We start from the raw sequence: 20,610 nt of genomic DNA, 5'->3' as shown, positions 1-20,610 counted from the left end.
CCCGACCTGTGACTCATGCATGTCGGTCCAACCGGACGGACCGATCCGACCAGACGGACCGATCCGACCGGTTCGACCGATCCGAGCGGTCCGACCGGTTCGACGTCCGACCGGTCCGGCCCGTCCGGCCCGTCCGGCTCAGTCCTCGACCACCAGCGCCGGCGTGTCCTGCGTCAGCACCTCGCCACGGAAGAACGCCGGGCTGACGCGCTGCATGACGAACATGATCACTCCGCCGAGCAGCAGCAGGCCGACACCGATCACGAAGACCGAACCGACGCCGAAGAGCGAGCTGCCGCTGCCGTACGCCGGGTCCCACATGTCGTACAGGGTCTGGCCGAAGACCGCGGTCAGCATCAGGGCGCCGACGCCCGGGAAGATGCCCTTGACCATCAAGTTGCGCGCCGACTTGCGCAGCTCGCCGCGGAAGTACCAGACGCAGGCGAAGGCGGTGATCGCGTAGTAGAAGCAGATCATCAGGCCCAGCGCGTAGATCGTGTCGATGAGGACGTTCTCGCTGAGCAGGGTCATCGTCGCGTAGAAGACGCCGGTGGCGATGCCCGCCACGACGGTCGCGCGACCAGGGGTCTTGAAGCGCGGGTGCACCTTCGAGAAGGAGGCCGGCATGGCCTGGTAGGTGCTCATCGCCAGGGCCGTGCGCGCCACGGGGATGAAGGTGGTCTGCAGGCTCGCGGCGGCGGAGGCCACGACCGCGAGGAAGAGCAGGATGCCCAGCCCCGAGCCCATGATCGGTTCGGCGAGTACGGCGAAGACGTTGTCCGAGGTCTCCGGGTTGCCGAGGCCGGTGCCCTTCTCGCCGACGCCGGCGTACATCTGCGCGGCGATGGCGACCATCAGGTACGAAACGACGATCACGACCATGGCGAGCATCGCGGCGCGGCCGGGCGTCTTGGCGCTGCCGGTGCTCTCCTCGTTGACCGACAGGCAGGCGTCCCAGCCCCAGTAGATGAAGATCGAAAGGGACAGGCCGGCGGTGAAGGCGGCGAAGGACTCGACCGCGAAGGGGTTCATCCAGGACCAGGAGAAGTCGATCGAGTTGGCGACCTCGTCGGACTTGGTGAGCGCCATGTAGACGAACATCAGGAGTACGGCGAGCTGCAGGCCGACCAGGGCGTACTGGACCCACTTGGTGGCGGTGATACCCCGATAGCTGATCGCGGTGGCGATGGCGATGAACGCCAGCGTGGTGAGGATGTGCGCGACCTTGTTGTCGTCGAGCGCGGCAATGTCCGCACTGCCGGTCAGCTCACCGAGGAGCAAGTAGAAGAAGGAGGTCGCGACGCCGGCGAGGTTCGAGAGCACCACGATCGTGGCGACCAGCAGGCCCCAGCCGCACATCCAGCCGATGCGGGGCCCGAATGCCTTCACCGACCAGGTGAAGGAGGTGCCGCAGTCGGGTATGGCCTTGTTCAGCTCGCGGTAGGCGAAAGCCACCAGCAGCATCGGCAGGAAGCCCGCCAGGAAGATCGCGGGCATCTGCAGGCCGACCTCGCCGACCGTGGGGCCCAGCGTGGCCGTGAGGCAGTAAACAGGTGCAACGGTGGAGATGCCGATGACGGCGTTGCCCATGAGCCCGACGGAGTTCCCGCCCAGGCCCTTCTCGCGTACGCCGCCCTCCACCGAGGGGGCGCCGCTTACCGTGTCTCCGGCCTGGGGCCGTGCATCAACATGAGTCATGAGCGCGACGTTAACGGCTGCGTATTCCACATCCGGAGCACTTCGCTCCGCTCCAGAGATCCTTGCATTCGGCGGCACCAGAAGACTTATTGGTTGAGTATTGAAGGTCGCTGGCGACTCCCGCACGCCCATTACCAGGCCCTGGCTGAAACTTCCGAGGTGCGGAAACCGCAACACCGTCCGTTATGCCCGTTTAGAAAGTTTCCCATACGTCTTTCCGGAGGGCTCGTCCGGTTCATCCGGTCCAGACGATCGCCTGCGTCTCGCTGTACGCGTGCAGCGCGTACGAGCCGACGTCCCGCCCCACTCCGCTCTTCTTGAAGCCTCCGAACGGCGCCTCCATGTTGCGCCCGACGGTGTTCACCCCGACCCCGCCCGCCCGCAGACGCCGCGCGACCCGGAAGGCCCTGGCCACGTCTGCCGACCAGACGTAGTCGATGAGCCCGTAGTCGCTGTCGTTGGCGAGCGCGATGCCTTCCTCCTCGCCGCCGTCGAAGGGGACCACCACGACGACGGGCCCGAAGATCTCCTCGCGGACGACGCGCATGTCGTTCGTACAGTCGGCGAAAAGGGTCGGAGCGACGTAGAACCCTTTCTCGTACGCCGGCCTGGCCCCGCCCCCGACCAGCCGGGCGCCCTCCTTCCTGCCCAGCTCGATGTACGACTCGACGCGGTCGCGGTGGGCGGCGGAGATCACCGGGCCGACGACCGTGTCCGGGGCGGCGGGGTCGCCGACCTTCATGAAGCCGAGGTAGCCGGTCAGCTTCTCGACGAGCCGCTCGTAGATCCCGCGCTGGGCGATCACCCGGGTCGGCGCCGTACAGATCTGCCCGCTGTAGAAGGAGAACGTCGTCCCGATGCCCATGACGGCGGAGTCGAGGTCCGCGTCGTCGAAGACGACCGCCGCGCCCTTGCCGCCCAGCTCCATGAGCTGGCGCTTCATGCCGCGCCCGCAGACCTCCGCGATGCGCTGCCCGACCGCCGTCGACCCGGTGAAGCTGACCATGTCGACCTCCGGCGAGTCGACGGCGGCCTCACCGGCGGCGGGCGACGAGCCGGTGACGACGTTGACGACACCGGGCGGTACGCCGGCCTCCGCCAGCGCCGCCGCCATGCGGTAGACGGACAGCGGGTCCTGCGGTGCGGGCTTCACGACGACCGTGTTGCCCATGGCGAGCGCGGGAGCGACCTTGCCGGCGGCGTTGGCCCACGGGTTGTTGTACGAGGTGACGCAGGTGACGACGCCGACCGGCTGGCGTACGGCGAGCGCGCCGAAGACCCCCGCCTTCCCCATCGCTCCCGCCGGATTGACCTGCGGCGGCAGCGGCGTCTCCACGGGCTCCAGCGCCCCGCGCGCGTACCGCCGGAAGCGGGCGGCGCCCACACCCACCTGCATCCCGAGCGCGGTCGCGGAAGTGGCGCCGCTTTCCGCCCGGGCGAGTTCGGCGTGCGCGGCGCAGTCGCGCTCGATGATGTCCGCCGCCCGGTCGAGGATGGCCGCGCGTTCCTCGGGGGCGGTACGGGACCAGGCCGGGAAAACGTCCCTGGCGGCGGAAGCGGCGGCGTACACCTGCTCGCGGCTCGCCTCGGGGGCGAGTCCGACCACCTCCTCCGTGGCCGGGTTGATCACCTCGTAGTGGCCGCCGTCGGGCTCGGTCCACTCGCCCCCGATGAACAGCCTCTGCTCCTCACCCCTCACTTCGTCGCCACCGTCCTCGTGTCCCTGCCCGAGCGCAGCACCGTGCCCGGCACCGCCCCCGTGACCTGGTCGTCCCGTATCGCCTCGACGCCATTGACGCGTACGGACACGACGCCGATCGCCTTCGAGTCGAGTCGCGGGCTGTCGCCGGGCAGGTCGTGCACGAGCGTGGCCGGGCCCGCCGCGATCCGCTCGGGGTCGAAGAGGACCAGGTCCGCGTGGAAGCCCTCCTCTATACGTCCGCGCTCGCGCAGCCCGAAGAGCTGGGCGGGGTCGTCGGTCAGCATCTTCACGGCCGCTTCGAGTGACACCAGCTTGCGGCCGCGCAGGCAGTCGCCGATGAAGCGCGTGGTGTACGGCGCCCCGCACATCCGGTCCAGGTGCGCCCCGGCGTCGGAGCCGCCCAGCATGACGTCCTCGTGCTGCCAGGTGCGCTGCCGCAGCTCCCAGCTGGCCGGGTCGTTGTCGGCGGGCATCGGCCACAGGACCGTCCGGAGCTGGTCGTTGGCGCATATCTCGACGAGGCAGTGGAAGGGGTCCTGGCCGCGCTCGGCGGCGATGTCGCTCACGACGCGTCCGCTGAGGCCCTCGTTGGCGTCCGAGTACGTGTCGCCGATGACGTACCGCTCGAAGTTGGCGAGGCGCCGGAAGACACCGGCCTCCTTGCTGTCGGCGCGGCGCAGCATTTCCCGCCGTACGTCCGCATCGCGCAGCTTCTCGATGCGGGACGAGAGGGGGAGGGAGAGGATGTCGCCCCAGCCGGGGATGAGGTTGAGCGCGCAGAAGGTGCCGAGGGACATGTTCATGGGGGTCAGGATCGGCATGGTGAGGGCGACGATCCGGCCGCCGGCCTGCCGGGCGCGTTCGCTCGCGAGCAATTGACGCGGTACGCGCTCGGGGACGGCGGCGTCGATGGTCAGTACGTTCCAGTTGAGGGGGCGGCCGGCGGCCGTCGTCATCTCCACGAACAGGTCGATCTCGTCGTCCGTGAACTGGTCGAGGCAGCCCGCGACGATCGCCTCCAGCTGAGTGCCTTCGTGCAGGCCGACGGCGCGGGAGAGGGCGATCAGCTCGGCGGGCGTGGCGTTCCGGGAGGCGACGGGCTGTCCGTCGCCGTCGGAGTGGGTGGACGACTGGGTGGTGGACAGGCCCCACGCGCCGGCGTCCATGGCCTCGTGGAGCAGCTGGACCATGCGCGCCATCTGCTGCTCGGTGGGCTGCGCGTCGCCGACGGCGTCGGCGCCCATGGCGTGGCGGCGCAGGGCGCAGTGGCCGACCATGAAGCCGGCGTTGACGGCGATGCGGCCTTCGAGGGCGTCGAGGTACTCGCCGAAGGTGTGCCAGTTCCACGGGGCGCCTTCTTCGAGCGCGACGAGGGACATGCCCTCGACCTTCGACATCATGCGGCGCGTGTAGTCGGCGTCCTCGGGGCGGTCGGGGTGCAGGGGCGCGAGGGTGAACCCGCAGTTGCCGCCGGCGACGGTGGTGACGCCGTGGTTGAGGGACGGGGTGGCGTACGGGTCCCAGAAGAGCTGGGCGTCGTAGTGGGTGTGGGGGTCCACGAATCCGGGGGCGAGCACGAAGCCTTCGGCGCTCTCGGTGGTACGGGCGGGCTCTTCGACGGTGCCGGGCTCGGCGATCACGGCGATGCGGCCTTCGCGGATGCCGACGTCGGCAACGTAGGCGGGGGCGCCGGTGCCGTCCACGACGGTGGCTCCGCGGATGAGGTGGTCGAGCATGGCAGTCCCTTCGGGGGTGGGTGGGGGTGGCGGGCGCGGGTGGCGCGGGCGCGGGTGGCGCGGGTGGCGCGGGCGCCGCTGCGCGGGGCTTTCCCCGACCCGCCCCTCCCCGAACTGGGGCAAGCCCCAGACCCCTGACGCCCTTCGGGCGTTGTCCTCAAACGCCGGACGGGCTGGATTCCGCGCGGGGTGGGGAACAAGCCCGCCGCAGGGGGCGCACCGCTGCGCTCAGCCCGACGACGCCGTCCCGCGGAACCGCGTCGTCCGGTGCACCGGATCCGTGTCGATCTTCGGGATGACGTGCTCACCGATCAGCTTGATCGTCGTCTTCGTGTCCTCGGGCGACACCCCGATCGGCAACCCGAACGAAAGCTGATCCGCCCCCGCCTGCTCCCACCGCTTGCACTGCCGGAACACCTCGTCCGGATCCCCGCAGATCATCAGCTCCTCGGCGATGAGCAGCTCAATGATCTCCGCCGAGTACTCGGGCAACAGCTCCGGCCACTCCGGAATCCCCTCCGGCCGCGGAAACGTGTCGTGGTAGCGGAACAGCAGCGACTGCAGGTAGTTCAGCCCCCCGCCCACCGCGATCTCGACCGCCTTCTCGTGCGTCTCCGCACAGATCGCCGTCGACGTCACCATCACGTTGTCGTTGACGAACCCCCCGATCGGCTCCGCCTCCTTGACCGCGTTCTTGTACGACTCGACGACCCACTCCATGTCGGACACCTTCTGCACGCTGAAGCCCAGCACCCCGAGCCCCTTCTTCCCCGCCATGGCGTACGACGAGGGCGACCCGGCGGCGTACCACATCGCCGGGTGCGACTTCCCGTACGGCTTCGGGAGGATCTTGCGCGGCGGCAGCGACCAGTGCTTGCCCTGGAAGCCGACGTACTCGTCCTGGAGCCACATCTTGGGGAACTCGGAGATCGTCTCTTCCCAGATCTCCTTGGTGTGGTTCATGTCCGTGATCCCCGGCATGAAGCCGAGGATCTCGTGGCTGCCGGCCCCGCGCCCCGAGCCGAACTCGAAGCGCCCTTCCGACAGGTGGTCCAGCATCGCGACCTTCTCCGCGACCTTGACCGGATGGTTGACCGGCGCCAGCGGATTGAAGATCCCCGACCCGAGGTGTATCCGGTCAGTCGCGTGCGCGAGGTACCCGAGGAAGACGTCGTTCGCGGAGAGGTGCGAGTACTCCTCCAGGAAGTGGTGCTCGGAGGCCCAGGCGTACTTGAAGCCGGACTTGTCCGCCTGGATGACGTACTCGGTCTCCTCCATCAGCGCCTTGTGCTCCGCCTCGGGGTCGGCCTTGGCACGCGCGGCCGGCACGTACCCCTGTACAAAGAGCCCGAATTCCAAGGTACTTCTCCTTCGGAGAAACTGACACACCGTCAGTTATGGATGTGCACGACTGTTCCACTGCCCATACGAGCCGTCAACACCTGACGCCACGTCAGAAAAGACTGACGCCCGCCAGCCAGCCACCGTCGATGACGAACGGCTGCCCCGTGATGTACGACGAGTCGTCCCCCGTCAGGAACAGCGCCAGCGCCGCCACCTCCTCCGGCTGCCCGATCCGCCCCATCGGCACGAGCTTCTTGTAGAGCTCCTCCACCGCGGCCTTGGCCTCCACCGGATCCGCCGCCGGATCCAGCGCCGCCGGATTCGTCATCGGCGTGTCCACAGCCCCCGGGCACACGGCGTTGACCCGGATCTTCTTCGCTGCCAGCTCCACGGCCGCGACCCGCGTCAGCCCGAGAATCGCGTGCTTGGTGGCGGCGTACGCACCCACGAAAGCCATGCCCGTCAGTGCGGTGTACGACGCCGTATTGACGATGGTCCCGCCACCGGCCGCCTCGATCTCGGGCGCCACGGTCCTGATCCCCAGAAAGGCACCCACCTGATTGACCTGCACCACCTGCTGGAACTCCTCCAGCGGCGTGTTCACCAGCTCGTTGAACCTGAGAATGCCCGCGTTGTTGACCAGCCCGTCGATCTTCCCGAAGGCGTCCTTCGCGGCCGCCACGGCAGCAACCCAGTCCGCCTCCTGGCTCACATCGAGATGGACGTACGCCGCGACGCCCTCCCCCAGCTCCTTGGCGAGCGCCTCGCCCTGCTCGTCCAGCACATCGCCCAGCACGACCTTCGCGCCTTCCGCCACGAAGAGCCTGGCCTCCTGCTCGCCCTGCCCGCGCGCCGCGCCCGTGATGACGACGACGCGCCCGTCCAGCTTGCCCATACCAGGTCTCCCTCAGTTCAGATGCGGGGCCACTTCGGCGGCGAACGCCGCCATCTGGTCGGTCAGTTCGGTACGGCTCCTGCTGCGGAAGCGCACCTGGATCTGGTCCACGCCCATCGCGCCGTACGCGCGCAACGACTCGGCGACCGCCTCCGGCTTCCCTGCCACCGTCCGCCGCCCGACGTCCCAGGCCGCGTCGCCGACGTAAAGGGGCTCGACGATCGCCCCGACCGTGATCGGCTCGGCGACCCCGGCCTCCTCGCGCAGGCGCCTCAGTCGGCCGATCTGCGCAGGGAGCTTGCCCCGGGGATCACCCTGCGGCAGCCAGCCGTCCCCGCGCACGGCCGCCCTGCGCACGGCGGCGGGCGAGGACCCGCCCACCCACACGGGCACGCGCTCCTGCGCGGGGCGCGGCCGCTGCCCCATCCCGCTGAAGGCGTACCGGTCCCCCGCGAACTCGGGGTACTCGTCCGGCCCCAGCGCCGCCCTGAGCGCGTCGATCGTCTCGTCGAGTACGCCGCCACGCCCGTCGAAGTCCGCGCCCAGCGCGTCGAACTCCTCCCGCACATGCCCGGCGCCGACCCCGAGGACCAGCCGGCCGCCGGAGAGGTGGTCGAGCGTCGCGTACTGCTTGGCGGACACGAGCGGATGGCGCAGACCGACCACGGCGACGTGGCTGAGCAGCAGAACGCGCTCGGTGACGCCGGCGAGGAACGAGAGGGTGGCGACGGGGTCGTACCAAACGGTCGACATCGCATCAGCCAGCCGACGCGGGATCGCGACGTGGTCGCAGCTCGCGATGTAGGAGAAGCCGGACCGGTCGGCGGTCCTGGCCACCTCGGCGAGGTCCTCCGGACCGGCCTCGGCCTCCCACGACTCGGCGTAGAGGGTGCTCTGCGACTGGACCGGGAGCTGCATCCCGTACATCACCATGGGACCACCACCACTTCATCTGATGGGCCGTCACTGACCAAGGTGGCCATCGTCGTTCCTGACGGACCATCAGACAAGGGGCGGGGTCGAGTCGACTCACCGGCTCACACACCAGGCCATGCACCGCCGGCCAATCGCACACGTGATCAGATACCGTGGCGGTTCGCATACGCAACGGCCAACAGGGTTGGCCGGTATAAGCGGTGAGGTGCTGAAGCTGTGGCCGTGAACGGCCGGGGCAGCAGCAGAACAGAGCCACAACGGGGGATCTCGCAGGATGAGTCATCAACAGCCGCAGCCGCAGCCAAGTCCGTACGGGCAGCCGCCACAACCAGGACCGTACGGGCAGCCGCAGCAGCCAGGACCGCACGGGGGGCACCCGTATCCACAGCAGCAACAGCCCTTCCCCGGACAGCCGTACGGCCGGCATCCGCCGATGCAGCCCGGCGGATGGGGCGGGCCGCCGATGCAGCCGCCGAAGAAGTCCAACACCGCGCTGATCGTGACGTTGAGCATTGTCGGATTCGTAATCTTCGCCGTGGTCGCGGGGGCCGCCGTCAACGCCGCCAACCGCGGTGAAGGACCCGCCAGCTCCTACCCCGACGCCGAATACCGGCTCACCCTGCCCAAGTCCCTTCTGGGCGGGACGCACACACTGGCCGACGACCTGTCCAGCTCCGCCCCGCAGGAGAGCAGCGGCAACTGGGACAAGAGCGACATGAAGAATTGGACGGGCGTCGCGGCACAGTACACGGGGGAGGGCGGCGCCCAGTCCGGGCAGGTGATCACCATCTCCGGGTTGTACGGCCAGATCCGGGACCCCGAGGACGCGCGCGCGAGCCTGATGCGTGGGGCTTCCGAAGGGAAGAACGTGACTCTCGTCGTGCCCGCCAAGGAGATCACGCCCGCAGGTGCGGATCTGTCGGTGAGCTGTCAGGTGGCGACCACCGACCAGGCCGGGACCACGGCCACAGTGCCCATGTGCGCCTGGGCCGACGACAACACCAGTGCCGTCGTGGCCGAGGTCCGCACGGACACCGTGTCGCAGGCCCCCGAGGACGTCGACCTCGAGAAGGTGGCCGCGCGCGTGCTGGAAGTACGGGACGAGATGCGCCGGCCGCTGGGCTGAGTGAGGAGCGTACGGAGGCCACACCCGATCACCGCCCCGGCCACAGCCCATCGTCGGTGAGGCCGAGCAGGTCGATCGCGTTCCCCCGTACGATCCGGTCCACCACGTCCGCGTCCAGGTGACCCATCTGCTGCTCGCCGACCTCGCGGGACTTGGGCCAGGTGGAGTCGGAGTGCGGGTAGTCCGTCTCGTACAGGACATTGCCCACCCCGATCGAGTCGAGGTTCTTCAGCCCGAAGGCGTCGTCGAAGAAGCAGCCGTAGACATGCTCCGTGAAGAGTTCGGACGGCGGCCGCAGCACCTTGTCGGCCACCCCGCCCCAGCCGCGGTTCTCCTCCCAGACCACGTCGGCGCGCTCCAGGATGTACGGGATCCACCCGATCTGACCCTCGGCGTACATGATCCTGAGATTCGGGAAGCGCTCGAACTTGCCGCTCATCAACCAGTCGACCATCGAGAAGCAGCAGTTGGCGAAGGTGATCGTCGAGCCGACCGCCGGCGGGGCGTCGGCGGATGTCGACGGCATCCTGCTCGACGATCCGATGTGCATCGCGACGACCGTGCCGGTCTCGTCGCACGCGCGCAGGAAGGGGTCCCACTCGTCGGTGTGGATGGACGGCAGGCCCAGGTGCGGGGGTATCTCGGAGAACGCGACCGCGCGGACACCGCGCGCCGCGTTCCTGCGGACTTCGGCGGCGGCGAGTTCAGCGTCCCAGAGCGCGATGAGCGTGAGGGGGATGAGGCGGCCGCGGGCATCCGGACCGCACCATTCCTCCACCATCCAGTCGTTGTACGCCCGGACGCCCAGGAGCCCCAGCTCGCGGTCCTTGGCCTCGGTGAACGTCTGGCCGCAGAAGCGCGGGAAGGTCGGGAAGCAGAGGGCCGACTGGACGTGGTTGACGTCCATGTCGGCGAGGCGGTCGGGAACGGAGAAGGACCCCGGCCGCATCTGCTCGTACGTGATGACTTCGAGCCTGATCTCGTCCCTGTCGTACCCGACAGCCGTGTCCAGCCTGGTCAGGGGGCGGCGCAGGTCCTCGTACACCCACCAGTCGCCGACCGGCCCGTCGTCACCCTTCGCGCCCATCACGGGGGCGAACTTCCCGCCCAGGAAGGTCATTTCCTTCAGCGGGGCGCGGACGATGCGGGGGCCGGATTCCTTGTACTTGGACGGGAGCCGGTCCCGCCAGACGTTGGGGGGCTCAACCGTGTGGTCGTCCACCGAGATGATCTTCGGGAAGGTCTCCATACGATCCAAGGTAGCCTCGATCTGACGATCCGTCAGCTGGTTGGACGTCGGCAGGTAGGCGGGTAGGCGCCTTCCGGTGCTGACGCATTCGCCATGGACAAGGCAAACTGACTGTTGCGACTGGGCGGTAGGGCAGACCGCAGGCGGCAGCAGAGGCAGTAGGGGGAGTGCGATGGACGGCGTACCTCGGGTACCGGAGAAGCGGACTCCGCTTACTGGTCCGCGCCCCGACGTGGAGACCCGGCACGATCAGCAGATCCAACAGGTCCACCAGCACGACGAGGCCGTGCGCTTCAGCGTGCTCGGCCCCGTCCGCGCCTGGCGGGGCGGGGAATCCCTCAACACCGGCTCCCCGCAGCAGCGTGCCCTGCTGGCCGCCCTCCTGCTCCGCGACGGCCGGACGGCGACCGCGTCCGAGCTGATCGACGCGATCTGGGGCGAGGAACCACCGTCACAGGCCCTGGCGGCGGTACGGACGTACGCCTCCCGGCTGCGCAAGGCGCTGGACCCGGAGGTGCTGGTCAGCGATGCCGGCGGGTACGCGATCCGGCCGGGAGCCGACACCCTCGACCTGGCCGTCGCGCAGGACCTGGCCGCCGACGCGGAGAAGTCCCGCGCGTCCGGCGACCGCTGCCAGGCCCGCACGCTGATCAACAAGGCTCTCGGCCTGTGGGACGGCGAACCACTGGCCTCGGTCCCGGGCCCGTACGCCGAGAACCAGCGCACCCGCCTGGAGGAATGGCGGCTACAGCTCACCGAGACCCGCCTGGACCTGGACCTGGAGGTCGGCTGCCACGCGGAGGCGGTCTCGGAGCTGACGGCGCTCACGGCGGCGCACCCGCTCCGCGAGCGCCTGCGCGAACTGCTCATGCTCGCCCTCTACCGAAGCGGCCGCCAGGCCGAAGCGCTCGCGGTGTACGCCGACACGCGCCGCCTCCTCGCCGACGAGCTCGGCGTGGACCCGCGCCCCGAGCTCTCCCACCTCCAGCAGCGCATCCTGGAGGCGGACGCGGACCTGGCCCGCCCGGTGGAACCGGCACCGTCGGCGGCCCCCGCCGTCGTACGCCCGGCGCAACTCCCGGCCACTGTGCCCGACTTCACCGGTCGTTCCTCCTTCGTACGCGAACTGGGCGACAGCCTGTCGACGGCCGAGACGAGCGTCATGGCGGTGTCGGCGCTGGCCGGCATCGGCGGCGTAGGCAAAACGACTCTGGCGGTCCACGTGGCGCACGCGTCGCGCTCCCACTTCCCGGACGGCCAGCTGTACGTAGACCTGCAAGGCGCGGGCTCGCGCGCAGCGGAACCGGAAACAGTCCTGGGCGCGTTCCTACGTGCCCTCGGCACCCCCGACACCTCAATCCCGGACACCCTGGACGAACGCGCGGCCCTCTACCGCTCGACCCTCGACGGCCGCCGCGTCCTGGTGCTGCTGGACAACGCCCGCGACGCATCGCAGATCCGCCCCCTGCTCCCCGGCACGACGGGCTGCGCGGCGCTGGTGACGAGCCGGGCGCGGATGGTGGACCTGGCCGGGGCACACCTCGTCGACCTGGACGTGATGTCCCCCGAGGAGGCATTGCAGCTCTTCACGAAAATAGTCGGAGCGGAACGGGTCGCCTCCGAACGCGAAGCGGCACTCGACGTCGTGGGCGCCTGCGGCTTCCTCCCCCTGGCGATCCGCATCGCGGCCGCACGCCTGGCGGCCCGCCGCACGTGGACGGTCTCGGTCCTGGCGGCGAAGCTCGCGGACGAACGCCGCCGCCTCGACGAACTCCAGGCCGGCGATCTGGCCGTAAAGGCGACCTTCGAGCTCGGCTACGGCCAGCTGGAGCCGCCGCAGGCCCGCGCCTTCCGCCTCCTGGGCCTGGCGGACGGCCCGGACATCTCCCTGGCCGCGGCGGCCGCAGTACTGGACCAGCCCCTCCAGGAGACGGAAGACCTGCTGGAATCCCTGGTCGACACGTCCCTCCTGGAATCAGCGGCCCCCGGCCGCTACCGCTACCACGACCTGGTCCGCCTCTACGCCCGATCCTGCGCGGAACGCGACGAACAGCCCCCGGTGGAGCGGGACCTGGCGCTGTCGCGTCTGCTGGACTTCTACCTGTCGACGGCGGCGGCGGTGTACGCACTGGAGCGGCCGGGGGATCGACTGGTGGACCACCTGGAGCCGACCTCGCGCGCCGGGCTGGTGTTCGCCGACCGGAGCTCGGCGCTGGACTGGCTGTTCGCCGAAGCGGACTGCCTTCTGGCCTGCGCACAGCAGTCCGCGAAGGGAACCATGCTGCGTCGGGCGACCGACCTCCTGATGGCGGCAATGGATCTCGCGGAATCGGGAGCGAACTCCCGGCGCTACGAGACCACGGCCTCCGCCATCAGCGAGGCCGCCAAGGCCGGCCAGGACCTGCACGCCGAGGGCCGTGCACGTACCTTCCTGACGCACGTCCTCAGTCTCACCGGCAGGTTCGCCGAGGCGGACGAGGAAGCCAAACGCGCCTTGGACATAGGCCTGATCAACGACGATGCGGTGCCCATGAGCCGTGCACCCAACCAGCGCGGCATCATTGCCCTGTACGAGCACCGGTACGAGGACGCGCAGACACATCTGCGCCAGGCGATCGAGGCGTTCCGCGCCGACCGGAACCAGCCGGGCGAGGCAAGCGCGCTGTGCAATCTGTCGCGCGTCCATCTGGAGCTGGGCCGTACGGCGAGCGCTGTGGACCTGGCGGTCCAAGGCGTCAACATCTACGACAGGCTGGGAGCCACGCTGCGGCTCGCCAACGGAAAGTACGCCCTCGGTCTGGCGCTCACTCGGGCCGGCAGGCCTGCGGAGGCACTCGAGCAGCTCACATCGGCACTGGAAGCGTTCCGTGAGAGCCGCCAGCCGCTCTGGGAAGGGATGGCGCATTTCCGGCTGGCCGAGGCGCATCTCGTGGCACGGCGACCGGCACAGGCCGCAGCCCATGCTGAGCAAGCTCTCGCCCTCAAGGGCATCGGCGGAGAGTGGCGACGCGGCACGGTTCTGACGGTGCTGGGCAAGGCGTTGGCCGAAGTTTCCCAGAGTGTGCGCGCGCAGACCTGCTGGCGCGAAGCGCTGGCCATCTATGAGGGACTGGGCTCCTCGGAGGCCGAGGAAGTGCGCTCCCTGCTCGCTCCCGCAACCGCCGCATAGGCCCCCACCACGCCGTTCATCATTCGTTTATGACGGCCCGGCATTCTCGTGAATGTCGATTCGTCGCGTCGGGGGGCAGACGGGTCGCGAGTGGCCGCACCGTTAGTGTGAACGGCCCGAACTGCCCGCCCGGCGACCCTCGGGGGAGTCGCCGGGCGGGCGTCTCTGACCCAACTGTTCAAGCTACGGAGTGGATGGCCATGAGCGACAAGAAGACCAGCAAGCCCGGCACGGTCAAGCCTCAGGACGAGCACGCGAGCAGCGAGCCCATCACCACACTTGACGAGCACGCAAGCGGCGAGCCCGTAACCACGCTTGACGAGCACGCGTCGACCCCGACGCCCAAGTAGACCTTCCTGACGGGGAACGGCCGCGGTGGCGCGGAGGGGAGCCACCGCGGCCGCCGCATGCCCGGGGGTTGGGCGCGTGGCGGGGGTCGGCCGGGGAGCGGGGTTCGTTGCACCCAGCTCTCGGAGTGGGCAGGTGATGCGACCGGATCGCACAGAAGGCAAAAGCCGGGCCTAAGCCCGCCGAGCCGACCCCCAACGCCAGCCCTTCTCGTCCCCACCACGCCCTGCCGGTGGGTCGAAACGCTCCCGTGATGACCGGAAGCGCAACGGCTGTGACGAGTGAGGCGTGAGGGGCACTGAGATTCGCCAAGTGTCGAGTTCGTCGCATCGGGCGACCGCAGCTCACCAACAACGGACGCCCGTACGGGCCCCATAAGCGACCTGAGCCGCTGACCGGGCCGAGCGGAAGCCTTTAGCCGACAACCAGCGGTCTCACCGGATGTCGGCTCGGACATACGAACACGCGAGGCGCATTCCGCGTCGCTGGTGTGGCATCCGGCCCGGGAAGGGCGAGGGTCTCGACCGTCGGCCCCATCGGCCGGGACATCCGCACCGGCCCGAGCGTCGACAGGACAACTCACCCCTGGAAGCCCTTCCACCCACCAAGCCCGACCACGTGCTTGTCGCTCGACCGACCACCGGGCGGGGTGGACGCCGAACCCGCCCGAGTCACCCCATTCAACTGTCGCGCCCCACCCGCGCAGACATCAGTCCGCAGGTCGGCCCGGACGACCGACCGCCCACCCAACCTGGGTGCGCGTGTGCGTCCGGAATGGGGGTGGTGCACCAACGGCCGTTCCCGCACCCGCTGAGACTGGGGCCGAGCCGACCCCTAGACCGCCCGCGCCCCACCCACCAACCCGACAGCCACCAAACCCACCCCAGCCCCTCCCCGGAGCCCCCGTGCAGGGCGTTTTTTCTTGGGCCGTCCCCTATTGAGCGTTAGCGGTGGGACGGGGCGGCGGGTCAAGGGTGGGCCGCAGGCCCATCGCGCAGCGACGCGACCGCAGGGAGCGCCCTTGACGCGCCGCCCCGGCCCACCGACACTCGAGCGCTCGGGACGGCCCGAAACCCCCAGACGCAACCAGTGGTTGTCCTTACCCCCGACCCCGCCAGGCCGCCCCGCCCCGGCCCCCCGCCCGCCGCGCAGCCGGGGGCAGCGCCACTACAGCGGCCGGATCCGCACGCGGGGGTGGCAGAGCTTACTCATGTCGTCCTCGTCCGAGGTATAGAGGACCACATCACCCGGCTGCCGTCCCGCGATCACCGCCAGCGCGGCATCGATGGCGTACTTACGACCGTGCAGTTGATGACCGTGCAGCCCCGTGTCGTCGAGCAGTGCGATCGCCGCGTCGGCGACTTCCCTCGTTACGGGCTCGACCACGATACGAAACATCCGCCGGTCCCATACAGGGCGTCGGATCTTGCTGTGAAAGCTGTGCGAGCCGTGAGAGCCGTGCGAGCCGTAAGAGCTGTGAGAGCTGTGGCAGGCCTCGATCAAGGTCATGGAGCTGGTCACCACCGTGATACCCACTCGGTGCGCGTCCTTGAGTCTGGCCGACATCGCCCGCTCGCCAAGGACAGCCCGCGACAGGCCTTCGCAATCCAGCACATAGTACGAATCGAGCATCGCCATCAGGCAGCCGCCGAGTCCTTCCCGACCGCAGCCTTGCGCTCAGCAAACCAGCGCTCGTTGTCGCGTCGCTCCGCCTCCGCGACCGCGAGTTCCTCCTCGGTGACGGGACCGTACTCCCCCTCCAGATCCGCAACCAGCTCACCCAGCCTGTCGCGCTCACGCTGACGCTCAATGGCCTTCGTGACATACGCGCTGAAGCTCCCGGGGCCTACTTCGCTCCGGATCTCCTCCGCCAGCTCTTCCGGCAAGGTGACCGTGTACTTCTTGGTTGCCATACCATCGACCGTACCGCCCTCGATGTGACCCACGCCACTTCATTCACCCCGGGCCCGCAGCTCCGCCTTCAGGACCTTGCCGCTCGCGTTGCGCGGAAGATCCGTTACGAACTCCACCTCCCTCGGGACCTTGTAGTTCGCCATTTCCCTACGCGACCACGCGATCAAGTCGTCGGCCGTCAGCGTCGAGCCCGGGCGCCGCACCGCATACGCCTTGCCCACCTCCCCCAGCCTCGCGTCCGGTACGCCGATCACCGCCACGTCCGCCACGTCCGGATGCAGGCCCAGCAGCTGCTCGATCTCCGCCGGGTAGGCGTTGAAGCCGCCGACGATGAACATGTCCTTGATCCGGTCGGTGATGCGCAGGTTGCCGGCCTCGTCCAGTACGCCCACATCCCCCGTCCGCAGCCAGCCGTCCGGCGTGATCGCTGCAGCCGTCCCGGCCGGGTCCTCGTAGTAGCCGCGCATGACGTTGAAGCCACGCACCAAAACCTCCCCCGGCACGCCGGGCTCCGCCAGTACCCGGACCTCCGTGCCCGGGATCGCGCGGCCCGATGTCGACGCGACCGTCTCCGGCGGGTCACCCCGGCGGCACATCGTCACGATGCCGGACGCTTCCGACAGGCCGTACGCCGTCAGGACCGTCGCGATGTGGAGCTCCGAGCGGAGACGTTCCACCAGCTGCAGAGGGACCACCGCCGCGCCCGTCACCACCAAACGCAGGGCCGACAGGTCATGGGCGTCCCGGGACGGGTGGTCCAGGAGTGACTGGTGGAGCGTGGGCGGGCCGGGGAGTACCGATATGCGCTCGGCGGCGATGTTCGCCAGGACCGTGTCCACGTTGAAGACCGGCTGAGGAACCATCGTCGCGCCCCGCATCAGGCAGGCGATGATGCCCGCCTTGTAGCCGAACGTATGGAAGAAAGGGTTCACGATCAGGTAGCGGTCGCCCTCGCGCAGACCCGCCAGCTCGGACCAGATGTCGTAGCAGCGCAGCGTCTGCGCGTGCGTGATCACCGCGCCCTTGGGGCGGCCCGTCGTGCCCGACGTGTAGATGATGTCGGAGGGGGAGGAAGGGCTGATTGCCGCCGCGCGGGCACAAACCTCCGCCGACGACACCGACTCGCCCCCCGCCAGGAAGTCCTTCCAAGTACTGAAGTCCTCCGGCGCGTCGTCGGCCAGTACGACCACCTCCTCCAGGTGCGGGAGGGACGGGAGGGGGCCGGTCCCGCCGCCCTCCGTCGTTGCGCGCGTCGCGCGGCGCAAGGAGGCGACGTACGACGTGCCCAGGAATGTGCCCGTGACGAAGAGGAGCCTGGTCCGGCTGCGCCGCAGGATGTACGCCGCTTCCGCGCCCTTGAAGCGGGTGTTCAGCGGCACGAGAACCGCCCCCGCCGTCACCGCGCCGAGCGCCGACACGATCCAGTCCAGGGTGTTGGGTGCCCAGACCGCGACCCGGTCGCCCGGTTCGACTCCGCGCGCCATGCACGCCGCCGCCGCGCGCTCCACGCGCTCGCCCAGGTCGGCGTACGAGATACGGGTGCGGCCCTCGACCACGGCCTCCCGCTCGCCGTACCGTTCAGCCGCACTCCGCACCAGCTCCGGGATGCTGCCCCACTCGACGTCGCTCATAGCAAGCCCTCCCACGAACACGAACACAACCGCGACCACGACCACGACCCCAACCGGAACCGCGACCGCACCCGCACCCGCACCCGCACCCGCACCCGCGACCACATTTACGGCCACAGCCACGAGCCACGCACAGCTACCTGACTATCCGTCAGATTAGCGGTAGCCTGACGCGCTGTCAGTAGTCAGTGGCAGCAGCATGACCATCGCGGAGGTGCCCCGACGTGGCGACACTCAAGGATGCGACAGCGATAGTCGGTACGGGACAGACCGCCTTCGCCAAGCAACTGCCCGAATCCGAAAAGACATTGGCCTGTTGCGCCATCCTCGCCGCCCTCGACGACGCCGGTATCTCCCCGGCCGAGGTCGACGGTCTCGCCTCGTACACCATGGAGGAGACCGACGAAGTCGAGGTGGCCAAGTCCATCGGCGCCGGGGACCTCACGTTCTTCTCCAAGGTCGGTTACGGCGGCGGCGGCTCCTGCGCCACCGTCGCGCACCTCGCCGCCGCCATCGCCACCGGACAGGCGAGCGTCGGCGTGGCCTGGCGATCGCGCAAGCGCGGATCGGGGCCGCGGCCCTGGAAGAACACCACCGCCCAACTCCCCACGCCCGCCCAGTGGACCCGCCCCTTCGGCCTCCTGCGGCCCGCCGACGAGATCGGCATGCTGGCCCGCCGGTACATGCACGAGTACGGCGCCACCCGCGACCACCTCTTCAACGTGGCGCTCGCGTGCCGCAACCGCGCCAACCAGAACCCCGCCGCGATCATGTACGAACGGCCCCTGACCCGCGACATGTACATGAACTCCCGCTGGATCAGCGACCCGCTGTGCCTCTTCGACAACTGCCTGGAGACGGACGGGGCCCTCGCCTGCGTGATCGTGTCGGCCGAACGCGCACGCGACTGCCGGCAGAAGCCCGTGTACGTCCACTCCGCCGCCCAGGGTCTGCCCGCCCAGCACCACGGCATGGTCAACTACTGGAACGACGACCCGCTGACCGGCCCCGCCTGGACCGCCGCCCGCCAGCTCTGGAAACAGGCCGACTTCGGCCCTGACGACGTCGACGTCGCGCAGATCTACGACGCCTTCACCCCACTCATCCCGCTGTCCCTGGAGGGCTACGGCTTCTGCGGGAGAGGCGAGGGGGCAGCCTTCACCGAAGGCGGCGCCCTGGAGAGCGGCGGGCGGCTGCCGATCAACACCGGGGGCGGCGGGCTCAGCGAGGCGTACATCCATGGCTTCAACCTCATCACCGAGGGCGTCAAACAACTGCGCGGCACCAGCACCGCCCAAGTGCCCGGAGCCGCCACCTGCCTGGTGACGGCGGGCGAGGGTGTCCCGACATCGGCACTGCTGCTGAGGAGTTGAGAGAGGCAGATGAGCGAGATGAGTGAGATGCGCGAGACAGGCGAGATGGGCGGGATGAGTCGCCGCGACCGCCTGCTGACGCCCGTCGTCGACGACGACGGCGCCCCCTTCTGGGAGTACGCCGCCCAGGGCGAGCTCCGCATCCAGGCCTGCGCCGCCCCCGGCTGCGGCGAGCTGCGCTTTCCGCCCCGGCCCTGCTGCCCGCACTGCCAGTCCTTCGACTGCGAGTGGCGGCGAATGAGCGGCAAGGGACGGATCTGGTCGTACGTCCTGCCTCACCCGCCACTCCTCCCCGCCTACGCCGCCCAGGCTCCGTACAACGCGGTCGTCGTGGAACTGGCCGATGCCCCGCACATCCGGCTCGTGGGGAATGTGGTCGCCGAGCCGGGCGCGGCGCTCGACTCCGTCGATCCGGCGCGGCTGCGCATCGGTGCGAAGGTGCAGGTCGCGTTCACCGACAGTGCGAGTGCATCGGGCGTGACACTTCCCCGGTGGCTCCTGGAGCGGTCATGAACAGCGGCAGGGACGGGGACAGGGACGAAGACAGGGGCAGGGGCAGGGGCAGGGGCAACGGCAGGGACAACGGCAGCAGCGGCGGCAGCAGCGGCAACGGCGTACGCGTCGAGCGGGACAAAGAGACCGGCGTCGCGGTCGTCACGCTCGACCGGCCCGAGCGGCTGAACGCCATCGACCTGGAGGCCGCCCGGCAGCTGACCACCACTTGGCGGGAGTTCCGCTACGACGAGACCGTACGGGCCATAGTCCTCACCGGCGCCGGCGACAAGGCCTTCTGCAGCGGAATCGACCGGGGCGTGGACGTGCCTCAGCCCCCGTCGCCGTACTCCATCGACGATCCGCTGCTCTCCATCGGGCCGAAGGCGAACGACCTCTGGAAGCCAGTAATCGCGGCAGTACGCGGGATGGCGTGCGGCGGGGCGTTCTACCTGCTGGGGGAGGTCGAGTTCGTCGTCGCCGCCGAGGACGCGACGTTCTTCGATCCGCATACGACGTACGGGATGGTCAGCGCGTACGAGGCGATCGGCATGGCACAGCGGATGCCGTTCGGGGAGGTCGCCCGGATGGCGCTGATGGGGACGGCGGAACGGGTGTCGGCGCAACGGGCGTACGAGACGGGGCTCGTGTCGGAATTGGCCTCACCCGGCGCCGAGTTGGGCGCAGCGGTGCGGGCAGCCGAAGTGATCGCGTCGTATCCGACAGAGGCAGTGCAGGGGACTGTGCGGGCGGTGTGGGCGGCGAAGGAAGGGGCACGCGCCCAGGCACTGGCCCAGGCCCCTCACCTCGTCGCGCTCGGGAATCTGCCGCCGGACCGGCAGGCGGAACTCTTCGCCACCCGCCGGCCCGGCTTCCGTACGCGTTAGGAACGCCACCGCCAACGCCAATTCCAACGCCAATTCCACCGCCACCGCCACCGCCACGAAAGCGCCTGCGGAGGAGCCGGCCACGGCGTGGCCCGCTCCCGCCCCTTCCC

Annotated in this window: 16 protein-coding genes; 6 read left to right on the top strand and 10 right to left on the bottom strand. The window is 69.5% G+C overall.

The genetic code is table 11. The features are described 5' to 3' along the window. Positions 1–138: 138 nt before the first annotated feature. The 6 genes from AC1P0E_RS19705 to AC1P0E_RS19680 all read right to left on the bottom strand — a co-directional run bounded on the left by AC1P0E_RS19705 (position 139) and on the right by AC1P0E_RS19680 (position 8,308). Positions 139–1,698, bottom strand: coding sequence for an APC family permease (locus AC1P0E_RS19705; RefSeq protein WP_482743465.1), 1,560 nt, complete (start codon positions 1,696–1,698; stop codon positions 139–141). A 235-nt stretch (positions 1,699–1,933) separates the two neighbouring features. Beyond that, positions 1,934–3,397, bottom strand: a complete 1,464-nt coding sequence (locus AC1P0E_RS19700) for an aldehyde dehydrogenase family protein (RefSeq protein ID WP_482743464.1) — start codon at positions 3,395–3,397, stop codon at positions 1,934–1,936. Next, entirely contained in the window at positions 3,394–5,136 is a 1,743-nt protein-coding gene (locus AC1P0E_RS19695) for an N-acyl-D-amino-acid deacylase family protein (protein ID WP_482743463.1), read from the bottom strand. Before AC1P0E_RS19695 ends, AC1P0E_RS19700 begins: the two co-directional genes overlap by 4 nt. Before the next feature lie 228 nt (positions 5,137–5,364). Further along, positions 5,365–6,495, bottom strand: coding sequence for an LLM class flavin-dependent oxidoreductase (locus tag AC1P0E_RS19690; protein ID WP_482743462.1), 1,131 nt, complete (start codon positions 6,493–6,495; stop codon positions 5,365–5,367). 94 nt (positions 6,496–6,589) lie between these two features. Further along, a complete protein-coding gene (locus AC1P0E_RS19685) occupies positions 6,590–7,375 on the bottom strand; it encodes an SDR family NAD(P)-dependent oxidoreductase (RefSeq protein WP_482743461.1) in 786 nt (261 codons plus the stop codon). Between the two features lie 12 nt (positions 7,376–7,387). Continuing rightward, complete coding sequence (locus AC1P0E_RS19680) at positions 7,388–8,308, bottom strand: LLM class F420-dependent oxidoreductase (protein WP_482743460.1); 921 nt, start codon at positions 8,306–8,308, stop codon at positions 7,388–7,390. A gap of 277 nt (positions 8,309–8,585) precedes the next feature. On the opposite strand from AC1P0E_RS19680, the gene AC1P0E_RS19675 reads away from it, so the two are divergent. Beyond that, complete coding sequence (locus AC1P0E_RS19675; RefSeq protein WP_482743459.1) at positions 8,586–9,437, top strand: hypothetical protein; 852 nt, start codon at positions 8,586–8,588, stop codon at positions 9,435–9,437. Positions 9,438–9,465: 28 nt separating this feature from the next. Here the strand turns inward: AC1P0E_RS19675 and AC1P0E_RS19670 are convergent, their stop codons facing one another. Then, on the bottom strand, positions 9,466–10,686 hold the full coding sequence (locus AC1P0E_RS19670; RefSeq protein WP_482743458.1) for an amidohydrolase family protein: 1,221 nt from the start codon (positions 10,684–10,686) through the stop codon (positions 9,466–9,468). A gap of 172 nt (positions 10,687–10,858) precedes the next feature. On the opposite strand from AC1P0E_RS19670, the gene afsR reads away from it, so the two are divergent. After that, positions 10,859–13,855 (top strand): SARP-family global regulator AfsR, encoded by a 2,997-nt coding sequence (gene afsR / locus AC1P0E_RS19665; protein WP_482743457.1) that lies wholly within the window; start codon positions 10,859–10,861, stop codon positions 13,853–13,855. 200 nt (positions 13,856–14,055) lie between these two features. Beyond that, a complete protein-coding gene (locus AC1P0E_RS19660) occupies positions 14,056–14,205 on the top strand; it encodes a sigma-like protein (RefSeq protein ID WP_482743456.1) in 150 nt (49 codons plus the stop codon). A gap of 1,165 nt (positions 14,206–15,370) precedes the next feature. On the opposite strand, the gene AC1P0E_RS19655 is transcribed toward AC1P0E_RS19660, so the two are convergent. Genes AC1P0E_RS19655 through AC1P0E_RS19645 form a run of 3 tightly spaced genes read right to left on the bottom strand, consistent with a single transcriptional unit; the run spans position 15,371 to position 17,748 of the window. Further along, entirely contained in the window at positions 15,371–15,835 is a 465-nt protein-coding gene (locus tag AC1P0E_RS19655) for a hypothetical protein (protein ID WP_482745820.1), read from the bottom strand. A gap of 5 nt (positions 15,836–15,840) precedes the next feature. After that, positions 15,841–16,116: a hypothetical protein gene (locus AC1P0E_RS19650; protein WP_482743455.1), complete on the bottom strand. Its 276-nt coding sequence runs from the start codon at positions 16,114–16,116 to the stop codon at positions 15,841–15,843. A 39-nt stretch (positions 16,117–16,155) separates the two neighbouring features. Continuing rightward, on the bottom strand, positions 16,156–17,748 hold the full coding sequence (locus AC1P0E_RS19645; protein ID WP_482743454.1) for a FadD3 family acyl-CoA ligase: 1,593 nt from the start codon (positions 17,746–17,748) through the stop codon (positions 16,156–16,158). Between the two features lie 224 nt (positions 17,749–17,972). Here AC1P0E_RS19645 and AC1P0E_RS19640 point away from each other — a divergent pair, with 224 nt between their 5' ends. The 3 genes from AC1P0E_RS19640 to AC1P0E_RS19630 are packed head-to-tail and all read left to right on the top strand — an operon-like array spanning position 17,973 to position 20,500. Further along, positions 17,973–19,121, top strand: a complete 1,149-nt coding sequence (locus AC1P0E_RS19640; RefSeq protein WP_482743453.1) for a lipid-transfer protein — start codon at positions 17,973–17,975, stop codon at positions 19,119–19,121. 18 nt (positions 19,122–19,139) lie between these two features. Next, complete coding sequence (locus AC1P0E_RS19635; RefSeq protein WP_482745819.1) at positions 19,140–19,634, top strand: Zn-ribbon domain-containing OB-fold protein; 495 nt, start codon at positions 19,140–19,142, stop codon at positions 19,632–19,634. Next, complete coding sequence (locus AC1P0E_RS19630) at positions 19,631–20,500, top strand: enoyl-CoA hydratase/isomerase family protein (RefSeq protein ID WP_482743452.1); 870 nt, start codon at positions 19,631–19,633, stop codon at positions 20,498–20,500. The genes AC1P0E_RS19635 and AC1P0E_RS19630 overlap by 4 nt, the downstream gene beginning before the upstream one ends. Positions 20,501–20,610: the final 110 nt, after the last annotated feature.

It is taken from the genome of Streptomyces sp. TRD_SC_5, from assembly GCF_056836825.1.
The sequence above is the reverse complement of the archived record's forward strand: the minus strand, read 5'-3'. Positions and strand labels throughout refer to the sequence as shown.